The sequence below is a fragment of the Hymenobacter sp. BT559 genome (assembly GCF_017571525.1).
Classification (GTDB): domain Bacteria; phylum Bacteroidota; class Bacteroidia; order Cytophagales; family Hymenobacteraceae; genus Hymenobacter; species Hymenobacter ginsengisoli.
Map to the genome: position 1 here is coordinate 281,186 of NZ_JAGETY010000005.1, position 23,675 is coordinate 304,860.

26 protein-coding genes are annotated in these 23,675 nt (G+C 63.9%); 11 read left to right on the plus strand and 15 right to left on the minus strand.

Annotated elements, in window-relative coordinates:
• Positions 1 to 30: 30 nt before the first annotated feature.
• Complete coding sequence (locus J4D99_RS09375) at positions 31 to 2,517, minus strand: NIDO-like domain-containing protein (RefSeq protein ID WP_208131432.1); 2,487 nt, start codon at positions 2,515 to 2,517, stop codon at positions 31 to 33.
• A 218-nt stretch (positions 2,518 to 2,735) separates the two neighbouring features.
• On the opposite strand from J4D99_RS09375, the gene J4D99_RS09380 reads away from it, so the two are divergent.
• The 7 genes from J4D99_RS09380 (at position 2,736) to J4D99_RS09410 (ending at position 8,578) form a co-directional block, all read left to right on the plus strand.
• A complete protein-coding gene (locus J4D99_RS09380) occupies positions 2,736 to 3,560 on the plus strand; it encodes a Rossmann-like and DUF2520 domain-containing protein (RefSeq protein ID WP_208131433.1) in 825 nt (274 codons plus the stop codon).
• A gap of 81 nt (positions 3,561 to 3,641) precedes the next feature.
• Positions 3,642 to 4,025 carry a 2Fe-2S iron-sulfur cluster-binding protein gene (locus J4D99_RS09385; RefSeq protein ID WP_208131434.1) on the plus strand — a complete coding sequence of 128 codons (384 nt, stop codon included), beginning with the start codon at positions 3,642 to 3,644 and terminating at the stop codon, positions 4,023 to 4,025.
• 112 nt (positions 4,026 to 4,137) lie between these two features.
• A complete protein-coding gene (iscX, locus tag J4D99_RS09390; protein ID WP_208131435.1) occupies positions 4,138 to 4,374 on the plus strand; it encodes a Fe-S cluster assembly protein IscX in 237 nt (78 codons plus the stop codon).
• A gap of 103 nt (positions 4,375 to 4,477) precedes the next feature.
• Positions 4,478 to 4,672 (plus strand): cold-shock protein, encoded by a 195-nt coding sequence (locus tag J4D99_RS09395; RefSeq protein WP_173115681.1) that lies wholly within the window; start codon positions 4,478 to 4,480, stop codon positions 4,670 to 4,672.
• Positions 4,673 to 4,793: 121 nt separating this feature from the next.
• On the plus strand, positions 4,794 to 5,735 hold the full coding sequence (locus tag J4D99_RS09400) for a geranylgeranylglycerol-phosphate geranylgeranyltransferase (RefSeq protein ID WP_208131436.1): 942 nt from the start codon (positions 4,794 to 4,796) through the stop codon (positions 5,733 to 5,735).
• A gap of 186 nt (positions 5,736 to 5,921) precedes the next feature.
• Complete coding sequence (locus J4D99_RS09405; RefSeq protein WP_208131437.1) at positions 5,922 to 7,118, plus strand: BamA/TamA family outer membrane protein; 1,197 nt, start codon at positions 5,922 to 5,924, stop codon at positions 7,116 to 7,118.
• 224 nt (positions 7,119 to 7,342) lie between these two features.
• Positions 7,343 to 8,578: a glycosyltransferase gene (locus J4D99_RS09410; protein WP_208131438.1), complete on the plus strand. Its 1,236-nt coding sequence runs from the start codon at positions 7,343 to 7,345 to the stop codon at positions 8,576 to 8,578.
• Between the two features lie 257 nt (positions 8,579 to 8,835).
• Here the strand turns inward: J4D99_RS09410 and J4D99_RS09415 are convergent, their stop codons facing one another.
• From J4D99_RS09415 to J4D99_RS09425, 3 genes are all read right to left on the minus strand, one after another.
• Entirely contained in the window at positions 8,836 to 9,438 is a 603-nt protein-coding gene (locus J4D99_RS09415; protein ID WP_208131439.1) for a class I SAM-dependent DNA methyltransferase, read from the minus strand.
• Positions 9,435 to 10,184, minus strand: a complete 750-nt coding sequence (locus J4D99_RS09420; protein ID WP_208131440.1) for a PIG-L deacetylase family protein — start codon at positions 10,182 to 10,184, stop codon at positions 9,435 to 9,437. The genes J4D99_RS09415 and J4D99_RS09420 overlap by 4 nt, the downstream gene beginning before the upstream one ends.
• Before the next feature lie 169 nt (positions 10,185 to 10,353).
• Entirely contained in the window at positions 10,354 to 11,637 is a 1,284-nt protein-coding gene (locus tag J4D99_RS09425) for an acyl-CoA dehydrogenase family protein (protein WP_208131441.1), read from the minus strand.
• Between the two features lie 233 nt (positions 11,638 to 11,870).
• On the opposite strand from J4D99_RS09425, the gene purH reads away from it, so the two are divergent.
• Positions 11,871 to 13,415, plus strand: coding sequence for a bifunctional phosphoribosylaminoimidazolecarboxamide formyltransferase/IMP cyclohydrolase (gene purH / locus J4D99_RS09430; RefSeq protein ID WP_208131442.1), 1,545 nt, complete (start codon positions 11,871 to 11,873; stop codon positions 13,413 to 13,415).
• A gap of 105 nt (positions 13,416 to 13,520) precedes the next feature.
• Here the strand turns inward: purH and J4D99_RS09435 are convergent, their stop codons facing one another.
• The 7 genes from J4D99_RS09435 to J4D99_RS09465 all read right to left on the minus strand — a co-directional run bounded on the left by J4D99_RS09435 (position 13,521) and on the right by J4D99_RS09465 (position 18,866).
• A complete protein-coding gene (locus J4D99_RS09435) occupies positions 13,521 to 14,039 on the minus strand; it encodes a DsrE family protein (protein WP_208131443.1) in 519 nt (172 codons plus the stop codon).
• A gap of 11 nt (positions 14,040 to 14,050) precedes the next feature.
• Positions 14,051 to 15,106 carry a c-type cytochrome gene (locus J4D99_RS09440; RefSeq protein WP_208131444.1) on the minus strand — a complete coding sequence of 352 codons (1,056 nt, stop codon included), beginning with the start codon at positions 15,104 to 15,106 and terminating at the stop codon, positions 14,051 to 14,053.
• A gap of 60 nt (positions 15,107 to 15,166) precedes the next feature.
• A complete protein-coding gene (locus J4D99_RS09445) occupies positions 15,167 to 15,574 on the minus strand; it encodes a DUF6691 family protein (RefSeq protein WP_208131445.1) in 408 nt (135 codons plus the stop codon).
• A gap of 6 nt (positions 15,575 to 15,580) precedes the next feature.
• A complete protein-coding gene (locus J4D99_RS09450; protein WP_220235722.1) occupies positions 15,581 to 16,144 on the minus strand; it encodes a YeeE/YedE family protein in 564 nt (187 codons plus the stop codon).
• Between the two features lie 134 nt (positions 16,145 to 16,278).
• Entirely contained in the window at positions 16,279 to 17,631 is a 1,353-nt protein-coding gene (locus J4D99_RS09455; RefSeq protein ID WP_208131447.1) for an MBL fold metallo-hydrolase, read from the minus strand.
• Positions 17,632 to 17,655: 24 nt separating this feature from the next.
• On the minus strand, positions 17,656 to 18,468 hold the full coding sequence (locus J4D99_RS09460) for a sulfite exporter TauE/SafE family protein (protein ID WP_208131448.1): 813 nt from the start codon (positions 18,466 to 18,468) through the stop codon (positions 17,656 to 17,658).
• Between the two features lie 71 nt (positions 18,469 to 18,539).
• Positions 18,540 to 18,866 (minus strand): ArsR/SmtB family transcription factor, encoded by a 327-nt coding sequence (locus J4D99_RS09465; protein WP_236018590.1) that lies wholly within the window; start codon positions 18,864 to 18,866, stop codon positions 18,540 to 18,542.
• A 193-nt stretch (positions 18,867 to 19,059) separates the two neighbouring features.
• Here J4D99_RS09465 and J4D99_RS09470 point away from each other — a divergent pair, with 193 nt between their 5' ends.
• The 3 genes from J4D99_RS09470 to J4D99_RS09480 all read left to right on the plus strand — a co-directional run bounded on the left by J4D99_RS09470 (position 19,060) and on the right by J4D99_RS09480 (position 21,750).
• Positions 19,060 to 20,085 (plus strand): rod shape-determining protein, encoded by a 1,026-nt coding sequence (locus J4D99_RS09470; RefSeq protein WP_208131449.1) that lies wholly within the window; start codon positions 19,060 to 19,062, stop codon positions 20,083 to 20,085.
• A 103-nt stretch (positions 20,086 to 20,188) separates the two neighbouring features.
• The gene (gene mreC, locus J4D99_RS09475) at positions 20,189 to 21,226 is read left to right on the plus strand and encodes a rod shape-determining protein MreC (protein WP_208131450.1); all 1,038 of its coding nucleotides are present in this window, start codon (positions 20,189 to 20,191) and stop codon (positions 21,224 to 21,226) included.
• Positions 21,223 to 21,750 (plus strand): hypothetical protein, encoded by a 528-nt coding sequence (locus J4D99_RS09480; protein ID WP_236018591.1) that lies wholly within the window; start codon positions 21,223 to 21,225, stop codon positions 21,748 to 21,750. Before mreC ends, J4D99_RS09480 begins: the two co-directional genes overlap by 4 nt.
• Here J4D99_RS09480 and J4D99_RS09485 read toward each other — a convergent pair.
• Genes J4D99_RS09485 through J4D99_RS09500 form a run of 4 tightly spaced genes read right to left on the minus strand, consistent with a single transcriptional unit; the run spans position 21,747 to position 23,636 of the window.
• Positions 21,747 to 22,175, minus strand: a complete 429-nt coding sequence (locus tag J4D99_RS09485; RefSeq protein WP_208131451.1) for an arsenate reductase ArsC — start codon at positions 22,173 to 22,175, stop codon at positions 21,747 to 21,749. The two genes, J4D99_RS09480 and J4D99_RS09485, sit on opposite strands and share 4 nt — an antisense overlap.
• A 57-nt stretch (positions 22,176 to 22,232) precedes the next feature.
• Positions 22,233 to 22,757, minus strand: a complete 525-nt coding sequence (locus J4D99_RS09490; RefSeq protein WP_208131452.1) for a GNAT family N-acetyltransferase — start codon at positions 22,755 to 22,757, stop codon at positions 22,233 to 22,235.
• Between the two features lie 44 nt (positions 22,758 to 22,801).
• Positions 22,802 to 23,260, minus strand: a complete 459-nt coding sequence (locus J4D99_RS09495; protein ID WP_208131453.1) for a DUF6428 family protein — start codon at positions 23,258 to 23,260, stop codon at positions 22,802 to 22,804.
• A gap of 25 nt (positions 23,261 to 23,285) precedes the next feature.
• On the minus strand, positions 23,286 to 23,636 hold the full coding sequence (locus J4D99_RS09500; protein ID WP_208131454.1) for an ArsR/SmtB family transcription factor: 351 nt from the start codon (positions 23,634 to 23,636) through the stop codon (positions 23,286 to 23,288).
• Between the last annotated feature and the right edge of the window lie 39 nt (positions 23,637 to 23,675).

Genomic DNA, 23,675 nt, shown 5'->3' on the forward strand with positions numbered 1-23,675 from the left:
GCGGCCTTTTTCGTTTTAGTGGGGCTAGCCCTACTTCGCGATGGCTAGCTGGCGGGTCATAGTTTCGTCGCCGTTGCGCACTTGCAGGTAGTAGAGGCCGGGGGGCAGGCCGCTGAGGTCGAGGCGGTTGGTGTAGTTGTCGCGGGCCGCGCCCACGTACACCTGCTGCCCAAGCGCGTTGGTCACGAGCACGCCCATTGCGCCTTTGGCCTGCGCGCCGTGGATTTCGAGGTCAAACAAGCCCGTAGCCGAGGGGTTGGGGAATACCGTGACGGCGCGCAGCAGCGCCGACGACGTAGCCGTGACCACGCCGGCCGTGATGCTGAGGTCGTCGATGTAGAGGTTGCCTTGGTTAGCCGCGCTAAACACGTGAAAACCTACGTACTGCGTGCCCGCACCGGGCGTGAATACTGCCACGGCCGGCGTCGAATTGCCGTCGGCCAGGGCATACGCGGTGTTGGTAATAGCCGTGTTGGTATACAGCGTGGTGGTTTGGGCGGCCGGGGTGGGGGCATTGCCCACTTTCACTTCCAGCTTCTCGGTGTAGCTCGACGTGGCGGGGGCGATGCCCTCGCCGCGGTAGCGGAAGGCCACCTGGTAGCGCGTGTTGGCGGCCGTGGTCAGGGGCGGGGTGAAGAACCAGTCGTCGGCCGCTACGCTGCCCGTGAGGGCGCTGGTGTAGCGAATGTCATTGGTGCCCGAATTGGGATTGATTTTGGAAATGGCCCAGGTGGCCTTGTCGTTATTGGCATCGAGCACAGTGAAGCCGCAGGGCAGCGTCTGGCCCGCCAGAATAAGGTCAAAATTCTGCGTGTAGGGATACGACGTGATGGGTGCCGTGGGGTCGCAGGTGGGCGTGGTGCCTAGCTGCACTTCAATGGCGTAGCGAAAGCCCAGGTCGAAGTCATTCAAATCGTACCAGGTACTGCCGTCGAGGGTGAGGTAGTAGGTGCCGGGGCGGGACGGGGTCTCTTCTTGCAGCAGCAAGCCCGAGCCCCCCGGGCTGGTTTCCTGCACCCCGACGAAAAACGAGCCGGCAGGCACGGGCACGTTGCCCAGGCTCACCGTCACGGCCGAGGTTTTGGTCGGCCGGTTTTGGTTGGGCGAGGTATACAGGACGGTGCCGGGGGCACCGTTTTTCCCATCGGCGGCATACACCACTACTTTGTAGGTTACCGGCGTCGTGGGGGTAGTGGTGAGGCCGGCCAGCAGCACCGTGGCATTGGTGAGGGTGGTGGGCTGCGTCACGGTAAACTTGATAGCTTGCACGCCCCCGGCCTTGGTAGTATCTACGTTAGAATACGTGAATTGCTTGTTGGTAAGGTCGAGGTACGACAGCAAGTTAGACGTCACCTGCTGGCTGAAGGTCGCCGTGTTATTGGCCGCGTTGGCGTCGTTGGCCACGGTAGCCGTGACGGATAGCGTATTAGTGCCGGTATTCAGCGTGGCCGGGTAGGCGGCAAACGTGACGGTAGTCGAGGACCCGGGGTCGAGCGAAGCCACGGTCTGGGTGTTGTTGAACGTATTAGCTCCCGTCACGCTCAGCGCCACGGGCACGTTGGTAAGCGTCTGGTAGCCAACGTTGGTAACCACTGCCTGCACTGACTGCGGCAGGGCGGTAGGCGTGGCTAGCTCCCCAAGCGTGAAAATAGCCTGCACGGCCACATCGACGGGCGGTGCGGGCGTGAAGCGGTAGGTGCGGCCCGCATCGGGCGGAGCAAGGCTGCTGATGATAAACGCGTTGAGATAGCCCGAGGCGGCAACGGCCGAAAAATCGGCAAAAGTGGCGTCGGCCCACCGCGTGGCCGGGTTTTTCACCACCTGCACCAGTTGGGCAGTGGCAAACGAAGTGCCCTTGAGGCCCACCTGCGTAAAGCGATACGAGGCGGCCGTCGTGCTCTTCGTAGCCGCGCCGTACACCAGCTCAATCACGTTCGTGCCTTCGTAGAGCCGCACCTGAAAGCTCAGGTTGGTGTACTGCGTGGGCCGGACGCTCGCCTTGTCGCTCACGTTTTTCCATTGAATAGTGCACACCCGGTTGGGCGCCGTGCCAGTGGTGGCCACCCGGTACTCGGTGCCGCCCGCCGCGCCCGCCGTCAGGTCCACGTTGAGCGGCGCAATGATGCTGGCGTCGTTAGGGCTTTCAAACGGGTCGATGACGGTGGAAGACGTGTTTTCATCCAGGTACATAGCTGCCGCCGACGGTGCCGCGGCCCCTAGCTTGATAAAGCCGTTGGTGTTGAGCACGAACTGCGTAAAGCTGTTGCCGCTGTAGGAGAACGTAAACCCTATATTCTGCGCCGCGGAGTTGGCGTCGTCCGTATTAGCCGTCGCAATGGCCGTGCCCGAGGTGCCCAGGTCGGTGTAGGTGCCCGCCACATTCGTAGCCGTGGGAGCCGTGTAGTAAAGGTTTTGGGCCTGCGTGGCGCACGTAGCGCCACCAGCCAGCAGCGCTGCCAGGCCATAGCGGCGCAGCCGCTGGCCCCAGGCACTGACCCGAGCGTAAGGATTTGTCATAACGAAGTGAAGTATGCGTGAAAAAGGAAGCTCGAAAAAACGGCCTTTTAAGCTCAGTCAGGGAAGATTGTGAGTAAAATCTGAGGTAAAAGCGCTTGCGCTTACAAGATGCCACTTTTTTAGCGAAACGGCCGCAGTAGTTGCCGGGTTTTGGAGCAGTTAGGGTATCGGGTGCGTATTTGGGCTGGTTCGGCTTCCGCCCGACCTTTGGCGGGCGTATGTCCTTCTCTCCAGTCACTTCATTGAAAATAGGGTTATTCGGAGCCGGGCGTGTAGCCTCGGCGCTGGCCCCGGCGCTGGCTGCTGCCGGCCACCAGGTGGTTTTTGTAGCCAGCCGCACCCTGGGCCCGGCGCAGGCGCTGGCCGCCACTCTGCCCGCTAGCCAGGTACTGCCCCAGGCTGCTGCCCTGGCTGCCCCGCCGCCCGCCGATGTGTACCTGCTGGCCGTGCCCGACGCGGCGGTGCCGCTGCTGGTCGGGGCCGGGCAGTGGCCCGCCGGGGCGCTGGTGGTGCACGTGGCCGGGGCGTTGCCCCTGGCAGTGTTTGCCAGCCAGCCGCTGGTGCGCGGCGGGGTGCTCTACCCGCTCCAAACGTTTAGCCCCGGCCGGCGCATCGACTGGCCTGGCGTGCCGCTGTTTGTAGAAGCTGCTGACCCCGACGCCGAGGCCACGCTGCTGGCCCTGGCCGGCAGCCTTAGCCGGCGGGTAGCCTTGCTAGCCTCGCCGCAGCGGCTGCACCTGCACTTGGGCGCGGTGTGGGCCAGCAACTTTACCAACCACCTGCTGGGCGTGGCGCACGCGCTGCTGGCCGAGGCCGACCTGCCTTTCGAGCTATTGCACCCGCTGGTGCGCGAAACGGTAGACAAAGCCCTGGACGCTCAGCCTTCGCCCTACGCCGTGCAAACCGGCCCCGCCGTGCGCCACGATGCGCCCACCCTGGCCGCCCACGAAGCCGCCCTGGCCGCTCATCCGGCCTGGCAGGCGCTCTATGCGCAGCTCACGGCCAGCATCCAGGCGGCGAAGCGCATGGCTGAGGGCAAGTGATGAATGACAACGGACTAAGGGTTGCCGCGCAGCAGCCACCTAGCAGTAAGCACTTGTCACTTATCATTCGTCATTCCCCATATGGGTGTCTTACCTTTGTGCTTTGCATTAGGCCCTAGCGGCAACCGTATTTTGACTCCCTCGACGATAACTTTTCAGTTTCAGGACGGCCAGCCCGCCCAAACCCACGTGGCCGTGAGCGGCGAGTCGGTGCTCGACGTGGCCCTCAATAATGGCATTCAGCTGCAGCACAACTGCGGCGGGGTGTGCGGCTGCAGCACCTGCCACGTGTACATCGACAAGGGCGGCGACGAGCTGCCCGAGATTTCCGACAAGGAAGAAGACTTCATCGACCGCGCCATCAACCCGCGCCTCACCTCGCGCCTGGCCTGCCAGTGCGTGCTGCCCAATGAGCGCCTGGAGGTTGTGGTCACGGTGCCGCCCCAAAACTTCCTGGGTCACTAGGGTTTAATGGTTAATGTCCTAATGATTACTGGTCGGGAAGGTGTTAAACGCACTGCCCGACCGTCATTTCTGACTTATTAACCACTAGCCATTACTCAATTAATCAGTAAAAATGAACCACTACGAGCCGCCCATTCAGTGGGCCGACCACGAAGACGTAGCCATTGCCCTCTACGAAAAGTTTGGCGATGATTTTACGGAAGCCAAAATCTACCGTATTCGCTTTACCGAGCTGCTGGAGTGGGTGCTGAGCCTGCCCAACTTTGAAGGTACCCGCGAGCAAGCCAACGAAGGCCACCTCGAGCAGATTCAGGCTAAGTGGGTATACGAGTGGCGCGACCACCAATAGCCCGGCGCTGAACCCCCTAGCCCGGGTTGCGTATGACAACGCCGGCCCGGCTAGCCCCACTTAGGGGACGCAGACAGGCTTATTTCTTCTTTTTGCCGATTACATGAAAACCGGGACCGTAAAATTTTTTAATGAGGCCAAAGGCTTTGGCTTCATCACCGACGACGCTACGAAGGAAGACTTCTTCGTGCATATCACTGGCCTCAATGGCGGGCAGATTCAGCAAAACGACCGCGTGGAGTTCGAAACGCAGGAAGGCCGCAAAGGCGTGAATGCCGTGAACGTACGCCGCGTGTGAGGCTGCTAGCCCTATACCGGAGGCAATAATAGGGAAAGGCCTCTGCCAGCTTGCTGGCAGAGGCCTTTTGCGTGGGGCAGCCCGGCCGGGCCGTACCTTGCGGGGCTCTACTGCCGTTGCCATGTCCGTTGCCCCGCTGTCTTCGCCTGCTCCTGGGCCGCCCCTGCCGGGCGGGGCCGACGAGCTGCTGCCCGGCCCCGGCCAAGGCAGCCGGCTGGCCCGGGCGCTGCCCGGCCTGGTGCGCTGGCCCAACCTGGCTATTATGCTGCTGAGCATGGTGCTGGTGCGGGCCATGCTGCTGCCCGGCCAGCCGCTAGGGGTAGTGCTGGCCCCGCAGTTTGGGCTGCTGGTGCTGGCCGCGCTGCTGGTGGCGGCGGCCGGCTACATCATCAACGACTACTACGATGTCAAGATTGACGCCATCAACCGGCCCGACCGTCTGGTGGTGGGGCGGCTGCTGCGGCGGCGCCACGCCATGCTGGCACACGTGCTGCTGAGCGGGCTAGGGGTGGTGCTGGCCATGGCGCTTTCGTGCCGCCTGGGCTTCGTCACGATGGGGGCTGCGGCACTCCTTTGGGGCTACTCGGCCCGCTTCAAGCGCTTGGCGCTGGTGGGCAACGTCAGCATTGGGGCGCTCACGGCTGCCCTGGTGCTGCTGCCCGAGCTGCAACTGCTGACGGGCCGCCAAGCGGTGTGGCTCTATGCGCTGGCCGCTTTTCTGCTCACGGTGGTGCGCGAGATTATCAAAGACATCGAAGACATGCGCGGCGATGCCCAGCACGGCTGCCGCACGCTGCCGCTGGTGTGGGGTGTGGCGCGCAGCAAGTGGGTGGCTGGGTTATTTCTGGCTAGCCTGCTGGCGCTGGTGCTGGGTGCCACCGGGCAATTGCTGGCCTGGGGCGCCTGGGGGCTGGCTGCCTGGCTGCTGGGGCTGGTGGTGCTGCCCTTGCTGGAGCTGGCCCGGCGGCTGGCCCGCGCCGACCGTCGCCGCCACTTTCGGCAGCTTAGCGCCTGGTGCAAGGGCATTATGCTGGCCGGTATCCTAAGCATGCTGCTGGTCTAAGCAGCTTGCAGCTACTTATTTGCTTGCGATATGCTCGGGGTTGGCCGCTAAGCGGTCTAAACGTGGCAGGTAGCCAATACCAGCGGCCATATTCTGGAGAAAAGGTGAAGTAAGAAGCAGGCGCTAAGCCAACCGCTAGGGGGTAAAATCCGTTGAGGTCACCAACACGCTTCTTATTTTGATTATATGCGCTTTTTTCCGCTGCTAGTGGGGTTACTGGGTTGTGCAACTGTCGGCTTCGGCCAGGGCCTGCCCGCTGCCCAAACTGATACCCGTAAGCCACCCAAACGAATTACGATTCTGCCGGTGCCCGTGCTGTTTTATCAGCAGGAAACCGGTACTGGCTATGGCTTGGGCGGGCTGCTGAGCGGCCGGCTGGGCACCGATACGCTCACGCGCGCTTCCAACGCCCGCGTGCAGTTCTGGACCACCCAGAAAAGCCAGTCGCTGGTGCAGTTTGTGCACACCATCTACTCGCCGGGCGAGAAATATTACCTGAACGGCGAAATCAGCTCGTATAAAAACCGGCTTTACTACTTCGGCACCGGCAACGACGCGCCGCAGGTGCAAAACAGCAACCGCTCGTTTTTGGATTTTCAGCTGTTTATCATCAACCAGCGCTTTCAGAAGAGTATTGCTAAAAACCAGTTTTTAGGGTTGCAGTACCGCCTCTCGCGGGTTTATAACATCTCGCAGGAGCAGGGACGGGTGAACGATAACGGCGACCCGATAAACCCATCGGGCGACCCGGCCACGCAAAACTATTTCAACCTCGACCCGCGTCTCGACCAGCGCCAGCGCCTCAACTTCAGCCTCTCGGGCGTAGGCCCGGTATATACCTACGACAGCCGCGACGTGGCCCTGGGTGCCTCCAAGGGCAGCTTGCTCGATTTGCAGGTCATGTTTAATGGCGGCTTCGTGGGCTCTGACTACAACTTTGTGCGCTACCAGATTGATGCCCGGCACTTCCAGCGCATCTTCAGCGACAAAACCATTCTGGCGCTGCAATTTTTGGGGCAATTCCACTCGGGCAACGTGCCGTGGTATGGGCTAGCCGGCATCGGGGCCAACCTGGGCGGCACGCTCTACAACAACGCCAACATCATGCGCGGCATTTATGAGCAGCGCTTCCGCGACCGGCAGCTTGTATCGGCCCAGGCCGAGCTGCGCCAGCACCTGTTTTGGCGCATCGACGGGGCCGCCTTTTTAGGGGCCGGCCAAGTAGGCTATAACCTTAGCGACTACACCTTGAACGGCCTGCACGCGGCCGGTGGCATTGGAGCCCGCTTCAATTTCATTCGCCGCGACCGTGTGAACCTGCGCTTCGACTACGCCTGGGGCACCGACCCCGGCTTTTACTTCGCCATTGGCGAGGCCTTTTAGGCGTTAATACACTATCTAAAAAGGCGGCCAGGCTCCCCCAGTGGGCAGCTTGGCCGCCTTTTTTAACTAAAAGAATTAGCTAAACCTTTGGGCGATAATTGAGCTGAGAAACAATTGCTTACTTTTTTTATTGCGTGTGTTTTCGGTGAAGGTGTTGCTGGAATTAAAAAATTCGAGGCCGAATTCCTATCCTTCGCTAAGCCGAGGCGTACAAAGGTCTTCCTATGGACCAACTAGCCCAGCCGGTACGCTTTCACGCCACGCGTGAGGCCACGGCTACCGCCCCACCGGCCCTCCTTTTTCAACCGCCCACCGAAGAGCAGCTGCTGCAGCAAGCCGAACGTGCCCTGCACCGCCAGCTTCCCCCACCTTCGGCGGCGCTGCAAGCCTGCGTCATTATCCCGGCCAAGGATGAGGCGACCACCCTGCCTGCCACCCTGGCCGCGCTGGCCGCCCAAACCACCCTGAGCGGCCAGGCCCTGCCTGCGGGCATGATAGAAGTAATTGTGCTGGCCAATAATTGCCTCGACCGCACGGCTGCTGCTGTGCGCCAGGCCGCCCGCCGCCACCCTAGCCTGGCCATTCATGTGGCCGAGGTGCAGCTGCCCCGCCCGCAGGCCCACGTGGGCCGTGCCCGGCGCCTGCTGCTCGACGAGGCTGCCCAGCGCTTAGAGCGTACCATTGGGCCTACCGGCGTGCTGCTCAGCACCGATGCCGATACCTTAGTGGCTTCTACCTGGCTAGCCGCCACGCTGCGCGAAATCGAGAACGGCGCCGAAGCAGTGGGTGGCCGCATTCTAACCCAAACGCCCGCCGACGTAGCGCCCTGCCCCGTGCGGCGCGTGCAGTTGCGCGACGCGGCCTACCGCGTGCTGCTGCGCCAGCTCGAAGATAAAATTGACCCCTGCACCGCCGACCGCTGGCCCTGCCACCACCAGCACTACGGGGCTAGCCTGGCCCTCACGGTGCGGGCCTACCGCCAGGTGGGCGGCCTGCCCGCTGTGCCCTACCTGGAAGATGAGCAGCTGTGGCAGCTGCTGTTGCAGCACGACCTGCCGGTGCGCCACAGCCCGCATGTGCAGGTATATACCTCGGCCCGTCGTTGTGGGCGCGTCGAGGTAGGCCTGTCGTGGCAGCTGCGCGAGTGGGAAAACCTGACCGCTCAGCAGCAGGAGCCGCTGGTGCCCTGCCCGCACGAGCTGGTGCGGGTGTGGCGGGCGCGCCGCCGCCTTCGTGCCTGGTGGCTGGCCGGTGCCCGCACCGCCGGCCCCGAGCTGACGCGGCTGGCCCGCGCCGTGGAGGTGCCCATGAGCGATTTATTAAAGCAGGCGCGGGAGGCCGCTACTTTCGGCCGGTTTTGGCAGTGGGTAGAAACCACCCGCGGGGCGGTAATGCCTGTACCCCTGTCGGGGGCGCTGCGCGACCTGCGCGCCTACCTGCGCGACGGCATTTCGGCGTAGCTATGTGCCTTCTGCACGGCCCGCGCACCTACTGTAGTGGGAGCGCGGGCCGTTGGGCTTAAGAAAGCTTGCGTTCGGCTTAGGCCAATGCTAGGTGCAGTTTGTAGGGGCTAGGGGGTATTTTTAACCGCCTCTTCTTTATGGCCTATGCTGCCCGGCCGGCTGGCGCGATGACTTTAATCGGAACCGCCTTGCAGGTGCCGCGCCAGGGCCTGGGCCCTCGGTGAATGGCGGGGCCAGCCCCGGCGTGAATACGGCTAGCCCGCCGTCCGCTCAAACAAATCGAGGCGGTAGTTGTCGGCGCGGTGGCCGTGCAGGTGGGCTAGCGGGCCACCGGGGGCGGCTTTTGCGAGGAAAAACGCGTGCACCTCGTCGCCGGTCTGAGGGTAGTCGGGCACTACGGGCGTCCAGTGCACCAGCAGCAGTTGGGCGCCGGCGGGCAGCGCGGCCAGCATCAGGTCGGCAGCGCGGGCCAGGTCGGCGGGCGCCCAGTAGTAGCCCACCTCAGAAAGCAAAATCAAGTCGAACTGCCCCTCGGGAAACTCGGCGGGTACTTGCATTTTCCGCAGCGCTACCTGCGGTAAGCCGGCGCAGCGCTGGCGGGCCTGGGCCAGCGCCGCTTCGCTCACATCTACGCTCAGCAGGTGCCCGCAGCGCAGCGCCAGCTGGGCCGTGAGCACCCCGATAGAGCTGCCTATTTCAAACGCCCGCTCGTAGCGCGGTAGTGTAAGCGCCGCTAGGGTATCCTGATACTTGGCGCGCTCGTAGGGGCTGCTGGCGAAGGCCCAGGGGTCGTGGCTAGCCCGGTACACATCGTCGAAATAACCAGGATTCAAGGTATTGGGTTGGTTTGTATTCATGCAGAGATGGGAGAAGGTGCTTCGATAAAAACCTCGGTGGGCTGGGCAAAATGCGCCAGCATGTGCTCGGATAATAAAAAGCCGCTCGAGTCGTCAGTGATGACACCCGGCGCCAGCTGCGAGCGGTGCGCCGCGATGGCCCGCTGCTTCTGGGCCAGCACCGGCCCAATGTCGAGCCGAAAGCCCTGGCCCTCGTGGGGCTGGGGCAGGTCGGCGGGGGCGGCGCGCTCCCAGGCCCACACCACGTATTCGAGGCGGCGCGGAGGCTGGGGCAGGCTAGCCAGCGCGGCAGCCGTGAGGCGGCTGGTGGCGCGGTGGTCGGGGTGCGGGTCGCGCCGCCAGGGCACGAGCACCGTATCGGCCTGCTGCTCCGTGATAAAATCGGCCAGGCGGGCAGCGGCCTTGTCAAAGGCCGAGCCCTCGCTGGGCACCTCGCTGTCGGGCAGGCCCAGGTACAGCACGTTATGTTCGTCTACGTTCAGCACGGCCAGGGCGTGGCGCAGCTCGGCGTAGCGCAGCTCGCGCCGGGCAACGGGCGAAAAATCAACGGAGTGCGGGTGCGACATTGTGCCATCGCTGACCTGCACGGCGGCCACCGGCTGGCCGGCCTGGCGCAGTAGGGCCAGCAGCCCGCCGCAGCCCAGGGCCTCATCATCGGGGTGCGGAATAACGATAACCGTGCGGCCCAGCGTGGCAGCGTAGCTGGCCGGGCGCAGCGGGTAAGCTTCAAAAGGAAGAGCAGACATAAGGACAAGCAGACGGCGCCAAAACCGGCGTTAGCACCATTCCTTACGCGGTTTAGGGCCAGAATGGCTGCAAAAAAGCCCGACGGCAGGTAGCTGTTGGCAGTTTCAGCAAGTAGCCAGCCGACTTAGCTAGGAGAATAGCCGAGCTTATGCCGGCCCGCTCACGCGGCTAAAACAGCTGATACGCGGGTTTGTCAGACGCTAGCGCAAAGCGACCCAGGTCGGCCAGCGCGGCATCGGGGGCGGGCTGGCGCAGGTAGTGGGTGAGGTCGCGGTGCAGGCGCTCGAAGGGCTCGGGCTGGAGCAGCCCGCGGGCGCCCACGCTGCGCTCGGCCAGGCGCAGGGTTTTCAGGCAAATCTCTTCGGTTGTGGCGCGCAGGGCGTTTACGTAGGCCGCCAGGGCCTCGGCGCGGGCCGGAGTGAGCGGCTCGGTAGGCGTGGCGGGCAGGGCAGCCACCTCGGCGGCGCCGCGCAGCCAGCGCTGGCCGGTTTCGTGCAGGGCCAGCAGCTCGCCCAGGCGCTGGCGCTGGTAGGGGTCGTCGGTGCGGCCGAGGCGGCGCAAAAAGCGGCGGGCCTCGTCGAGCACGGCGGCGGCCCCGCCAAGCTGCACGGCCGCGAAGCGCGCGGCCCCACCCCCAAACCACGGCGCCCGGTAATAATCGTTGGGCTTACCAATAAGGTCCTCGGTCCCGATGGCTAGCCCCGTCACCTCGGCCCGGAAGCTCGCCGTGGCCCGCATGCCCAGTGGCCGCCAAAAGCTGTGGTCCAGTACCGGGGGCTGCTCATCGGCGCGCAGCAGCACCAGCTGCCAGCCAGTGGCCGGCGTTGGTGGCGCCGGCACGGCCGGTCGCAATGGGCCTTGGTCAAGGCGCACGGCGGGCGCCAGTGGGGCTAGCAGGGCCCCCGTAAGCACCGGCCGGGTAATATGCCCCGCGCCCGAGGCAAACGTTTTGGCTCCGCGCAGGCGGTAGCGGCCGGGCGCGTCAGCCAGGGGCTCCAGGCGTACGCCATCGGCCGGGTTTTCGGTGTTCCACACGCCAAACAGGTGGCCGGAGCGGGCATCGGCGGCGGCGCGGGCTAATTGCGCCGGACTGCCAAAGCAGCGAATAAGCAGCAGCGCATTCACGTGGCCTTCCCAGAGCCGGCCCACTGCCAGGTTGCCTCGCCCCACGTGGTAGAGCGCTTGCAGCAGGGCTAGCGAGGCCCCCGGTTCGCCCAGGCCCGCCCCACCCAGGCTGGCAGGCAAGGCAGCCGTGAGCAAGCCAGCCTCGCGCAGCCAGCCCATTTCCTGGCTCGGAAAGCCGCCCACGGTATCGGTGGCGGGGGCCTGGGCCAGCAGGCGAGGGGCTAGCTGGGCGGCTGTCGCCACCATGCCCGCTGGGGTAGGTGCGGCGGGCGTAGCCACTTCGGTGGACGCGTAAGTGGGTTGGTCGGCGGGCGTGAAATCGGTCATTAAGTCAGGCGCAAACGTGAGCAAACGGTTAAGCTAGCTTAACTCCAAACCGCGCAGGTAAGTTGCCAAGCGCGCAGTAGCGGCGGCGTTATGTTTTTGAAAAAAAGCCGCCGAGGCCCCCGGCAGCGGGGCTACCTTTGTGGCGCCACACCCTTACCGCGGTTGGCCGGGTAGGGGCGAGGCAGCTTTTGCACTCCGCACAGCATCGAACCCCCTAAACTTTACCCCTACCTATGTCTGCCGCTCGCCCCATTCGCGCCGCCCTGCTCTCCGTGTACCACAAAGACCGGCTGGCCCCGCTGGTAGCCACTTTGCGCCGCCTTGGCGTCACGCTCTATTCTACGGGCGGCACCCAGCAATTTCTCGAAGAGCAAGGCGCTGAAGTAACTGCCGTTGAAGACCTCACAGGCTTTCCCGAAGTATTTGGCGGCCGTGTGAAGACCTTGCACCCCAAGGTATTTGGTGGCATCCTGCACCGCCGCCACGAGGCCAGCGACCTGGCCCAGGCTGAGCAGCACGGCATTCCGCCCATCGACCTGGTAGTGGTCGATTTGTACCCGTTTGAGGAAACCGTAGCTAGCGGTGCCCCCGAGCAGGACGTGATTGAGAAAATCGACATCGGGGGCATCGCCCTGCTGCGCGCCGCCGCCAAAAACTACCGCGACGTGCTGGTAGTAAGCTCGCGCGACCAATACGAGGCCGTGACCCAGCTGCTCGAAGAAACGAACGGTAGCCCCAGCTACGACGACCGCCGCCGCTACGCCGCCGCGGCCTTTGCGGCCACCAGCCACTACGATACCGAGATTTTCAAGTACGTGAGCCAGGGCACCGGGCTGGCAGCGGCTAGCCCCGTCACCAGTCCCCAAGGCACCGCCACCCCGCTGCGCTACGGCGAAAACCCGCACCAGGCCGGCTCGTTCATCGGCGACCTGGGCGCGCTGTTCGACCAGCTGCACGGCAAGCAGCTGAGCTACAACAACCTCGTGGACGTGGACGCTGCTGTGCAGCTCATGCGCGAGTTTCCGGCCGATGGCGCACCCGCCGTGGCTATCCTCAAGCACACCAATGCCTGCGGTGTGGCCCAGGCCGCCAGTCTGCACGAGGCCTATACCAATGCCCTGGCCTGCGACCCGGTGTCGGCCTTCGGCGGTGTCATTATTGTGAACAAGGAAGTAGACCTGGCCACGGCCCAGGAGCTGAACAAGCTGTTCTTTGAGGTGCTTATCGCACCCAGCTTTGCCGAAGATGCCCTGCCGGTGCTGCAAAGCAAGAAAAACCGCATTCTGCTGCGCCAGAAGCCGGTGAGCCTACCCAATAAGCTGTTCAAAACCCTGCTCAACGGCGTGATTGAGCAAGACGCCGACCTGCAAACCGAAACGGCCAAGGACTTCCGCACTGTCACCAAATCGGCCCCTAGCCCCGACGAAACGGCTGCTCTGGAGTTTGCCCTCAAAATCTGCAAGCACACCAAGAGCAATACCATCGTGCTGGCCCGCCCCGGCCAGCTGCTCGCCTCGGGCGTGGGCCAGACCTCGCGCGTCGATGCGCTACGCCAGGCCATCGAAAAGGCTGGCAGCTTCGGCTTCGACCTGCACGGCGCCGTGATGGCTTCCGACGCGTTCTTCCCCTTCCCCGACTGCGTGGAGATTGCCGGTGCGGCCGGCATCCGGGCCGTGGTGCAGCCCGGCGGCTCCATCAAAGACCAGGACTCGATTGACGCCTGCGACCGCCTCGGCATGGCCATGATGCTGACCGGCGTGCGCCACTTCAAGCACTAGTCAATACTGCTTAATAGCTAAAAAAGAACGTCCTGCTGCGCTTGGTGCAGCAGGACGTTCTTTTTTAGCTAATTATGTATCGTACGCGTATGCTGCGCTTGCCCGCTAGGGGTGTACAATGGCCCAGCCCTCGGCTTGGCGAATAATAAGCTCGCCGTTGCCGGTGGGCACTACCGAGATATAGGGCAGCATATCGGCCTTGGTGAGCTTATAGGCGTTCATCGAGTTCTGGCACTGCGCCAGAATGACGCCCGCCCGCTGCAAAACCAGCACATCGGCCTCGTAGGGCTGGTCTTTCTTGAATACCACTGTGCCGCCGCTAAACACCACCAGCTCCAGTTCCAGCTTGCCCTTGAGGCGCGGGTCGTTGAGGGCGTTCTGCATATTGTGCAGCGTTTTGCTGATGAGCTTGGGGTCGTCGCTATCGAGCTGATACACGGCTCGGTAGTGTGCCTTGGTAGCCGGCGTGCCGGTAAACTGCGCGGCCTTGGCGGCCATGGCCGCATCGGGTGCGGGCAGGGCCGGGGCGGGGCTAGCGGTAGGCGGAGCGGGCGCGGTTTGAGCCTGGGCCGTGGCGGCGCCCAGCAGGAGGCTAGCCAGCAGAAAGCGGGAAAAAACAGTCATTACAACGAAGGTTAGTGGGCTAGGTCGGGGTGAGCGGCCGCAATGGGCTGAAACGGCCCGTACTTGTGCTGGCGCGCCGAAAAGCCGTCGGTATACGGGCCGAAGGGGTGGTCGATGGGCTTCTGGCGCAGGTCGGGCCAGTCGTGGGGCGTGGGCCGGTGCGGGCGGGGCTGCGAATTGATAAACGCAGCCACGTCCCAGGCCTGGGCATCGGTGAGCTGCGGGCGGTCGAAGGTGGCGCCGTAGGGCATGGCCGCCTTCGCATAGCGGGCCAGGCTGCTGAGGCGGTAGAGGCCCGCCGCATCGGTGTAGCTGCCAGGCCCCCACAGCGGCGGATATTGGTAGCCGCGCCCATCGGGTGCAGGCTGGCCCTGGCCGCTAGGGCCATGGCAGCTCTGGCACTTGGCTGCGTACACCGCCCGGCCCACCACCGGGTCGGCGGCCCTGGGTAGGTAGGCCAGCTTGGTGAGGCCGGTGCCGTACACCTTCTTACCCTTAGCAATGCCCTGGCCCAGCCAGGCGAGGTAGGCCACCAGCGCGCGCTGCTCGCGGCTGCCGGCCGGCAGGGCGCGGCCGTTGAGGCTGCGCTCGATGCAGTCAGTCACGCGCCGGTCGATGCCCTCCACGGTGCCCGAGCGGGCGCGCAGCTTGGGGTAGGTGGCGGCCACGGCCAGGTAGTTGTTGGCAAAGCCCCGGGTGCCGGCGTCGAGGTGGCAATTCTGGCAGTTCATGCCGTTGGTATAGTGCCCCGCCGTGCCGCTAGGCCCCAAATACTGCGCTGTGTGGGCCACCAGCGCCCGCCCGTAGCGAATGTCAGCACCCAGCGCCGTGCGCGGAATAGTAGCCGTATCGGGGGCCGCATAAGCCGGCCGGTGGTAGCTGCCGGGCGGAGGCGGGCCGTCAGCAGCTTCGGTGGCCAGGGCCGGACGCGCAGTAGGCTGCGCCGGCCAGCACACCTGGCTCAGGGCCCAGGCCACGAGCAGCCCGCCCCCCGCCGCGGCCAGCAGGAGCCAGCGCGCCAGCCGGGCTAGCCGGGGGCCATGGTCGGGAGGAAGGGCAGCAGACATTGCCGAGGAGGGCGCTGATTTTCAGCGGGAAAGTTAAGTGGTAAAATGCGGCGGGTGCCGCTAGGGTAGCCGTTCGCGCAGGGCACTATAGGTCCAGGTGCCAGCCAGGGCGGCCAGGATGAGCACTGCCGCCGCGCCCACGCCACTGCCCAGCTGCGCAAACATAGGGCCGGGGCACGCCCCGGTGAGCGCCCAGCCCAGCCCAAACAGCAGCCCGCCTATCCACACGCCGGGGCTGTAGCGCTTATCGGCCAGCCGGATTTCTTCGCCGCTGATAGTCTTGATACTATACCGCTTGATGAGCTGAATGGACAGCATCCCGACCACAATGGCCGAGCCGATGATGCCGTACATATGGAAGGCCTGGAAGCGGAACATCTCCTGAATCCGAAACCAGCTGATAACCTCGCTCTTGGTGAGAACGATGCCAAACAAGGTGCCGAGCCCCAGGTAGTTAAGGTTCTTCATACTAGCCTAGCCGAACAGCAGTGGATAAATAACCCAGGTCATCAGCAGCCCACCCGCAAAGAAGCCGACCACTGCCACCAGCGACACCCATTGCAGGTTGGACAGCCCCGAAATGGCGTGGCCCGAGGTGCAGCCGCCCGCGTAGCGCGTGCCGAAGCCCACCAGAAAGCCCCCGAGCACCAGAAACACCCACCCGCGCCAGTTGGCCAGGTTATCGAGCGCAAATAGCTCGCGCGGCAGCAGGCCCGTGAAGTCAGTGAGGTGCAGCTGGGTGCGCAGGTCGTGCACCGTGGCCGGCGAGATGGCCACCGCTGCCGGGTGCCCCAGCAGACGGTAGCCCACGAAGCCCCCTAGCACGATGCCCAGCACAAACCACAGGTTCCAGGCCTCGGCGCGCCAGTTGTAGTGCAAAAAAGGAATGCCCGCCGGCACGCAGGCCGCACACACGTGGCGCAGCGCACTGCTGATGCCCAGCGCCCTATTGCCGAGCAGCAGCAGCGCCGGCACCGTGAGGCCAATGAGCGGCCCGGCCACGTACCAGGGCCAGGGTTGTCGCAGAAAATCAAGCATAAACGAAAGCCAGGCCCCACCCATAGGCTGGCCCCGCGGCGCCTTGCGTAGGCGTCGGGATGGCCGAACGGGGTAGGGGTTAACCTTGTGATTATAAAGGGAATAAAAAGCCGACTGTTAGAGATGGCCTGGCGCTAGTGGCTGGTCGCTGCCGGGCGAAACGTCTGCACGGCCTCGCCCAGGTCGAAGACGGCTAGCTCGGGCCGGGCCCCGGCCACAATGCTGCTGCCCGCCGCCGAGCGGTAGCCGCCCGCACAGTGCACCACCACCGGCCGCCCGGCCGGAATCTCGCCGGCCCGCTCGCGCAGTTCGGGCAGCGGCAGCAGTAGGGCGCCCGGCAGCAGCGGTGCTTGCTTGGCCTCGGCGGGGTTACGCACATCCACGATGGTGAAGCGCTCGGGTTGCGCCCGCAGGGCGGCCACGTCGAGCGCGGGCGCTTGCACTGCCCCGGCCGCCGCCACGCCCGCGCCCCGCACGAGCGGCTCGTAGCCGATTTTAGCCACCTGATGCAGCAGCCCGGCCAGTGCCGCCTCGTCGGCCGCCAGCAGGTAAAACGGTTCGTCGGGCCCAACTATCGAGCCTAGCCAGGTTTCAAATTTGCCGCCCGGCTGAATATTGAGCGCCCCCGGCAGGTGGCCCGCCCGAAACGCCGCTGCAGGCCGGGCATCGACTACCAACGTGCCGGCGGGCAGTGCGGCCGCCTCGGCCAGGCGCGGCACCTGGGCCAGGCTAGCCGCCAAGGCAGGCGCACCAGCCTTGTTCAGGGCCACATCGTAGCCGAAGTATTTGGGAATGAACGGCTGGTCGGCCAGCAGCTCGTGCACAAAGTCAGCCTCGCTGAGTGGGCGCAGCATGGGGTTGCCGGCGCGCTCGGCGCCGATGGTGCTACTCATAGCCCCGCTCAGGGCCTTGCCGCAGAGGCTGCCCGCGCCGTGGGCCGGGTACACCAGCACGTCGTCGGCCAGCGGTAGCAGCTGGGTGCGCAGCGAGTGGTAGAGCTGCCGGGCCAGCTCCTCGCGCCGGGCCGTGAGGTGGCCGGCGGCCTCGCGCAGGTCTGGCCGGCCCACGTCGCCCACAAACAGCGTATCGCCCGTAAACACGGCCACGTCGCGGCCCTCGCGGCTGAGCACGATGCTGATAGAGTCGGGCGAGTGCCCCGGCGTATTCAGGGCCCGAAAAGCCAGTTTGCCTACCGCTAGGGTATCGCCGCTGTCGAAAGGCTGGTGTGGGTAGTTGGCCCCTAGCAGCTGGCTCACGTGCACCACGGCCCCGGTGGCCTGGGCTATCTCCAGGTGGCTGCTCACGAAGTCGGCGTGCGGGTGCGTTTCGATAACGGCCACGATGCTAGCCCCGTGCGCCTGCGCAAAGCCGTAGTACGGCTGCGGGTCGCGGGCCGGGTCGATGAGCACCACCGCGCGGGCGCACTCGCTCAGCACGGCGTAGGAAAAATGGGCCAGGCCCTTGTCTTCAAACTGCTCGATTTTCATAATAAATAGTTGGTTAGTCGCTACTTAGCTGTGGTGAAAGAATAGCTCCTTCGTGAGAATAAATGTCCCCATTGCCAGCGTAAACCAGCCAAATGCCGGCTTGAGCCGCGCCCCCGGAATAAAGCGCGCCAGGTAGCTGCCCAGTACTATGCCCCCGAGCGCAAACCCCAGAAACCCCAGCAAAAAGGGCCAGTCGATAAGCTGCCCCGCCCCCAGGTCGCCCACAAAGCCGAGGAGCGAGTTGAGGGCGATAATGGCCAGCGAGGTGCCCACGGCCATCTTCATGGGCAGCCGCGCCCCCAGCACCAGCGCCGGAATAATGAGAAAGCCGCCGCCCGCGCCCACTAGCCCCGTCAGCAGCCCCACCACGGCTCCAATGCCCAGTACCAGCCCGGGGCTAGGGGCCGCCGGGGCCGCGTCGGCATCGGGAGCCGCGCCGCGTCCGCTCCGAATCATGGCCACGGCCGCCGCCACCATCAGCACCGCAAAGGCCAGCAGCACCAGCAGGTCTTTGGTAACTGGCAGGCGGCCTAGCATAAAGAGCTGCTGCGGCACGGCCGGCAGCAGCACCCGCCGCGTCAGAAACACCGTGGCCAGCGACGGCCCCAGAAACAGCAGCGCCGTGGGCAGCGCCACCAGCCCGCGCCGCCAGTAGCCCGCCGCCCCCACCAGCGCCGTGCTGCCCACCACAAACAGCGAGTAAGCCGTGCTCAGCACCGGGCTCACCCCTAGCAGGTACACCAGCACCGGCATCGTCAGGATGGAGCCCCCGCCGCCCATAATGCCCAGCGCGAGCCCGATAAAAATGGCCGCCAGATAACCCAGGTAGTGCAGCATGACGCGGTTAGGATTTAGTATGAAAAAATGAACAGATGTTCATATGTAAAGGCAAAAAAAGGCGCCAGCGCTTATAAAAACGTGCACTGCGCCAGGCATTGAATAACATTGACTACCTCGCGCATTTTCAAAGAATAGTAGATGTTCTTGCCGCTGCGCGAGCTGGCCAGGATGCCCTTGCTCTTCATGCCGGCCAGGTGGTGCGAAATGAGCGACTGCTCGGCGTGCAGGCGCTCGCAAATGTCATTCACCGACAGCTGCTCGTGGGCCGCCAGCAGCTGCACAATGGCGATGCGCGTAGGGTGAGCCGTGGTTTTGAGGATAAACGCCACCTTCTCCATCTTCTCGATGTCGAGGCCCAGGTCGATGGGAAGTGTAGGAGCGGATGCGGGTGCCATTGATGCAGTAAATGTATGAAAGAAATTTCATGTGTTAAGCGGCCCCTGGCCAATTTAAGTTCCGGGGTAGTTCACTAAACGGCTACCTGGCAGCGTTAGGGACGGGCTAGCCAGCTGGGCGTGCCAAGCCCGGGTGTTCTATCGTACCTTTGTTTCTTGCTACTGCTTCCTATTCCTGGCTAAGCTATCTTAAATGGGGTTCTTCAATTTTCTGACCAGCGACATTGCCATTGACCTAGGCACTGCCAATACGCTAATCATTCACAATGACAAGATTGTGGTGGACGAGCCGAGCATCATTGCCAAAGACCGCACTACCAATAAAGTCATCGCGGTGGGCTCTAAAGCCCAGCAGATGCACGAGAAGACGCACGATAATATTAAAACTATCCGGCCGCTGAAGGATGGCGTAATTGCCGACTTCCACGCCGCCGAAGAGATGATAAAGGGCCTCATCCGGCTCATCGACACGCGCAACCGGCTGTTTCAGCCCTCGCACCGCATGGTCATCTGCATTCCCTCGGGCATCACGGAGGTAGAGAAGCGCGCCGTGCGCGACTCGGCCGAGCATGCCGGGGCTAAGGAAGTGTGGATGATTCAGGAGCCCATGGCGGCGGCCATCGGTATCGGCATCGACGTGGAGCAGCCCGTGGGCTCGATGATTATTGACATCGGGGGTGGTACCACCGAGATTGCCGTGATTGCGCTGTCGGGCATTGTGTGCGACCAGTCTATCAAGACGGCCGGCGACGTATTCAACCAGGACATTCTCGACTACATGCGCCGGCAGCACAACCTGCTCATCGGCGAGCGCTCGGCCGAGCGCATCAAAATCGAGGTAGGCGCGGCCCTCACCGAGCTCGACAACCCACCCGCCGACTACGAGGTGCGCGGCCGCGACCTGATGACGGGCATCCCGAAGGTTATCAAGGTAACGTCGTCGGAAATCGCCATTGCCCTCGATAAGTCGGTGGCCAAAATTGAGGAAGCTGTGCTCAAGGCGCTGGAAATCAGCCCACCCGAACTGTCGGCCGATATCTACGAAAACGGTATTCACCTCACCGGCGGCGGCGCGCTGCTGCGCGGCCTCGACAAGCGCCTGGCCGCCAAAACCAAGCTGCCCATCCACATTGCCGAAGACCCGCTGCGCGCCGTGGTGCGCGGCACCGGCAAGGCTATCAAGGACATTCAGGGCTTCCGGGGCGTTCTTTTAACCTAATATTCTGTCATGCTGACGAAGGAAGCATCTTGTCAGGTCGGAGTTAGCAGTAAGCTACTTCTACCCTGGCAAGATGCTTCCTTCGTCAGCATGACACCTGTTTATGCGTAATCTCATCGCGTTTCTGCTGCGCTTCCAGGGGGTGATGCTCTTTGTGCTGCTGGAAGTGGTGAGCCTGTTTTTGTTTATAACCAATAGCTCGTACCAGCGGGCGGCGTTTTTCAATTCGGCTAATGCCTACGCGGGCGCCGTGCTGGCCCGCCGCACGCAGATAGCCGACTACTTCCGGCTCGATGAGCTGAACCGCCAATTGCTGGCCGATAACGCTAAGCTGCGCCAGCAGCTTTATCCGCCCGATTTCTCGCGCCGCGAGGCCGATTCGCTGCCGGTAGGACGCGACACGCTGGGCCACCTCATCTACCGCCACTTGCGGCCCGACCCTAGCCAGGCGCTGGCAGCGGCGACCGCGCCCGGCCTGGGGCAAAATGCGAAGCCCAAAAAACCGAATGCGCTGGCGCGCCCCGATACCCTGCTGCTGGGCGGCGCCAAGCTAGCCACCCACGACGCCGACTACCCCTTGGTAGCGGCGCGGGTGCTCAATAACTCGCTGCGGGCCGTAGATAACTACCTGACCCTGAACGTGGGCACCGCCGATGGCGTGCAGCCCGGGCTAGGGGTGCTGAGCGCCGCGGGGGTGGTGGGGCAGGTAAAATCGGCCAGCGCCCACTACGCCACGGTGTTTTCGCTGCTGCACTCGAAGATGGCCATTGCGGCTAAAATCAAGCGCGACGGTACCTTTGGCAGCGTGAAATGGCCCGGGGAAGATTACAGCCACGCGCTGCTCGACTACATTCCGCGCCAGAACCGCCTGGTGCGCGGCGACTCGGTGGTGACGTCGGGCTACAACGCGGTGTTTCCGGAAGGCGTATTTATCGGCACCGTCGAGTCGTTTGTGAAGGAGCCCGATAAGAATTTCTGGACGGTGCACCTGCGGCTAGGGGTCGATTTCAGCCGCCTCACCTACGTGTACGTGGTGCACAACCGCCCGCGCACCGAGCGCGACTCGCTCGAAACGGCCCTCACGGCGCCCGAGCCCGCCCCGGTCAAGCCCGCCAAACAACCTACCCGCCCTACCCGATGAGTGTGCTAGGGGTACTCGTGCGGCAGTTGCTGCGCTTCGGGCTGTATGCCGGCATGCAGGTGTTCATTGTGGGGCAGCTCTCGCTATTTGGGCTGGGCTGGTGCTTTTTGTACCTGGGCTTCGTACTGTTTTTACCACTAGGCACACCCATCGTCTTGCAGCTGCTGCTGGGCTTTGGCATGGGGCTAGCCATGGATATCAGCTATGATACCGGTGGGCTGCACGCCGCCGCGGCCGTGCTGCTGGCCTACCTGCGCCCCTGGGTGCTGCGCCTGCTCACCCCGCGCGACGGCTACGATGCCCAGGACACCGTGAACGTGCACCAGATGGGCTGGCAGTGGTTTATGGTGTACCTGCTGCTGCTCGTGAGCTTGCACCACGTGGCCTATTTCTTTCTGGAGTTGGGCTCGTTTCAGCACCCGCTGCTCACGCTGGCTAGGGTAGGGGTGAGCATCCTGTTCACAAGCACCGCTTTGCTGATTGTGCAGCTGCTGTTCTTCCCGGTGCGGCGCACGCGCAGCTAGGCCGGGAAATACTGCCGCGCAAAATCCTGGGCGTAAGCCTTCACTTGGTCGCGCACCGCCCGAAACTGCCCTAGCACTTCTTCTGCGCTGCCCGTGGCCTTGGCGGGGTCCGGAAAATTGTGGTGCAGCTTTTGGGCCGAGGAAGGAAATACCGGGCATACTTCCTGGGCGTGGTCGCACACGGTGAGCACGTAGGCAAACGGTACGGCGGCATACTCCTCCACATGGTTGCTGGTGTGGTGCGCAATGTCAACGCCATCTTCGGCCATCACCTGCACCGCGCGGGGGTTGAGGCCGTGGGTTTCGACCCCGGCCGAGTACACGGCGGCGCGCTCACTGAGGAGCTGTTGCAAATAGCCGTGCAGCAACTGGCTGCGGCACGAGTTGCCGGTGCACAGCACCAGGATGTTTGGGGGGCTAGCCATAGTGAGCTAAGTAATAGTAAGGTGAATACAAAGAGCCAGGCAGTTAAGGCCGGCGTACTATGCCGAAAGAGGCTGGGTCGCTGCCCCCACCACGCTGCTGCGGCGCTCCAGCAGCAGGGTATCGCGCCACTGCCCGTGTAGCTGGCTGATGCGCTCGCGCCGGCCCACCGTGCGAAAACCCTGGCTGGCGTGCAGCGCCAGGCTAGCCGCGTTTTCGGGAAAGATACCGGCTTGCAGCGTCCACAGGCCGTGCTGCTCCGACTCGGCTACCAGGGCGGCCAGCAGCTGCCGGCCCACGCCCTGGCCCCGCGCCTCGGCCGCGATGTAGATGCTCACTTCGGCCACGCCCGCATACACGCAGCGGCTCGATACCGGCGAGAGCGCCGCCCAGCCCAGCACCTGGCCCTCGGCCGTGGCGGCCACGAGGCGGCAGTGGGCCAGGTGGCTGGCATTCCAGGCTTCCCAGCCGGGGGCCTCGGTGGTGAAGGTGGCCTGGCCGGTGGCTATGCCGGCTTCGTAGATGGCCCGCACGGCCGGCCAGTGCGCGGCGGCCAGCGCCTGGATGGTGAATGCGGTAGTCATGCCGAAGAAGTAAGTGTTGGGTAGGCTCGGTTCTATAAGATGCCCTAGCAGCACCCGCCGCCGGGCGTGCAGCAGGCCGTTTGTAGCTGGGGCAGTTCCAAGCTGAACGCCGGTACACCGCACGCATCTTGCGCCAGGCAAGCCGTTTGCTTGGGCGTGAGCTGAAAATCGGTGCCATCGAAGGCCAGGCCAAACTTGCCAATCGTGGCCTGCTGGTACTCTACTTCGATGTCCAGGTCCTCGCTGCCCAAAATGCGCTCGGAGAGCTGCAAGATGTGCAGAAATTTTTGCGGGGCTAGCCGATGGTCGTAGTCGCCCGCTTCCCAAAGCTGAAAATTGGCCACGGTTTCGCGCCGCTCCACGCCGCCGCAGTCAATAAAGTGCTTGGTTACCAAGCCCACTTCGGTCACGTGAAAGTGGCTGGGCAGATAGGTGCCATCGGGCAGCCGAAAGTTCACGGCGGTCAGGCTAGCCAGGGCCTGCTTCATTTCGGAGATACGCATAATAAGTAAGGGAAAAGAGTAAAAATTAGCACCCGCAGGCCGCTTCCGGCCCGCAGGCGGGGCTAGCAGTGGCGGCCTCAAAAAAGCTCAGGAACTGCTGCTGCACCTGCCGCAGCAGCGCGGTATTGAGGCAGTAGCACACGGTGAGTCCGTCGATTTCGCCGCGTATCAAATCCAGCGCCTTCAGCTCTTGCAAATGCTGAAACACGGTGGTGCGCGCCAGGGGCAGCTCGGCGGCGATGTCGCCCGAGATGCAGGTGGTTTTGCTGGCCAGCAGCTGCACGATGGCCACCCGCGCCGGATGGGCCAGGGCTTTGGCCACGCGCGCCAGCTGCTGCTGCTCGGCGGTGAAGGCGGCGGTTTTGGCGAAGGACATGCGAGACGTTGAAAGCTATGCCGCAAATATACGTCATAC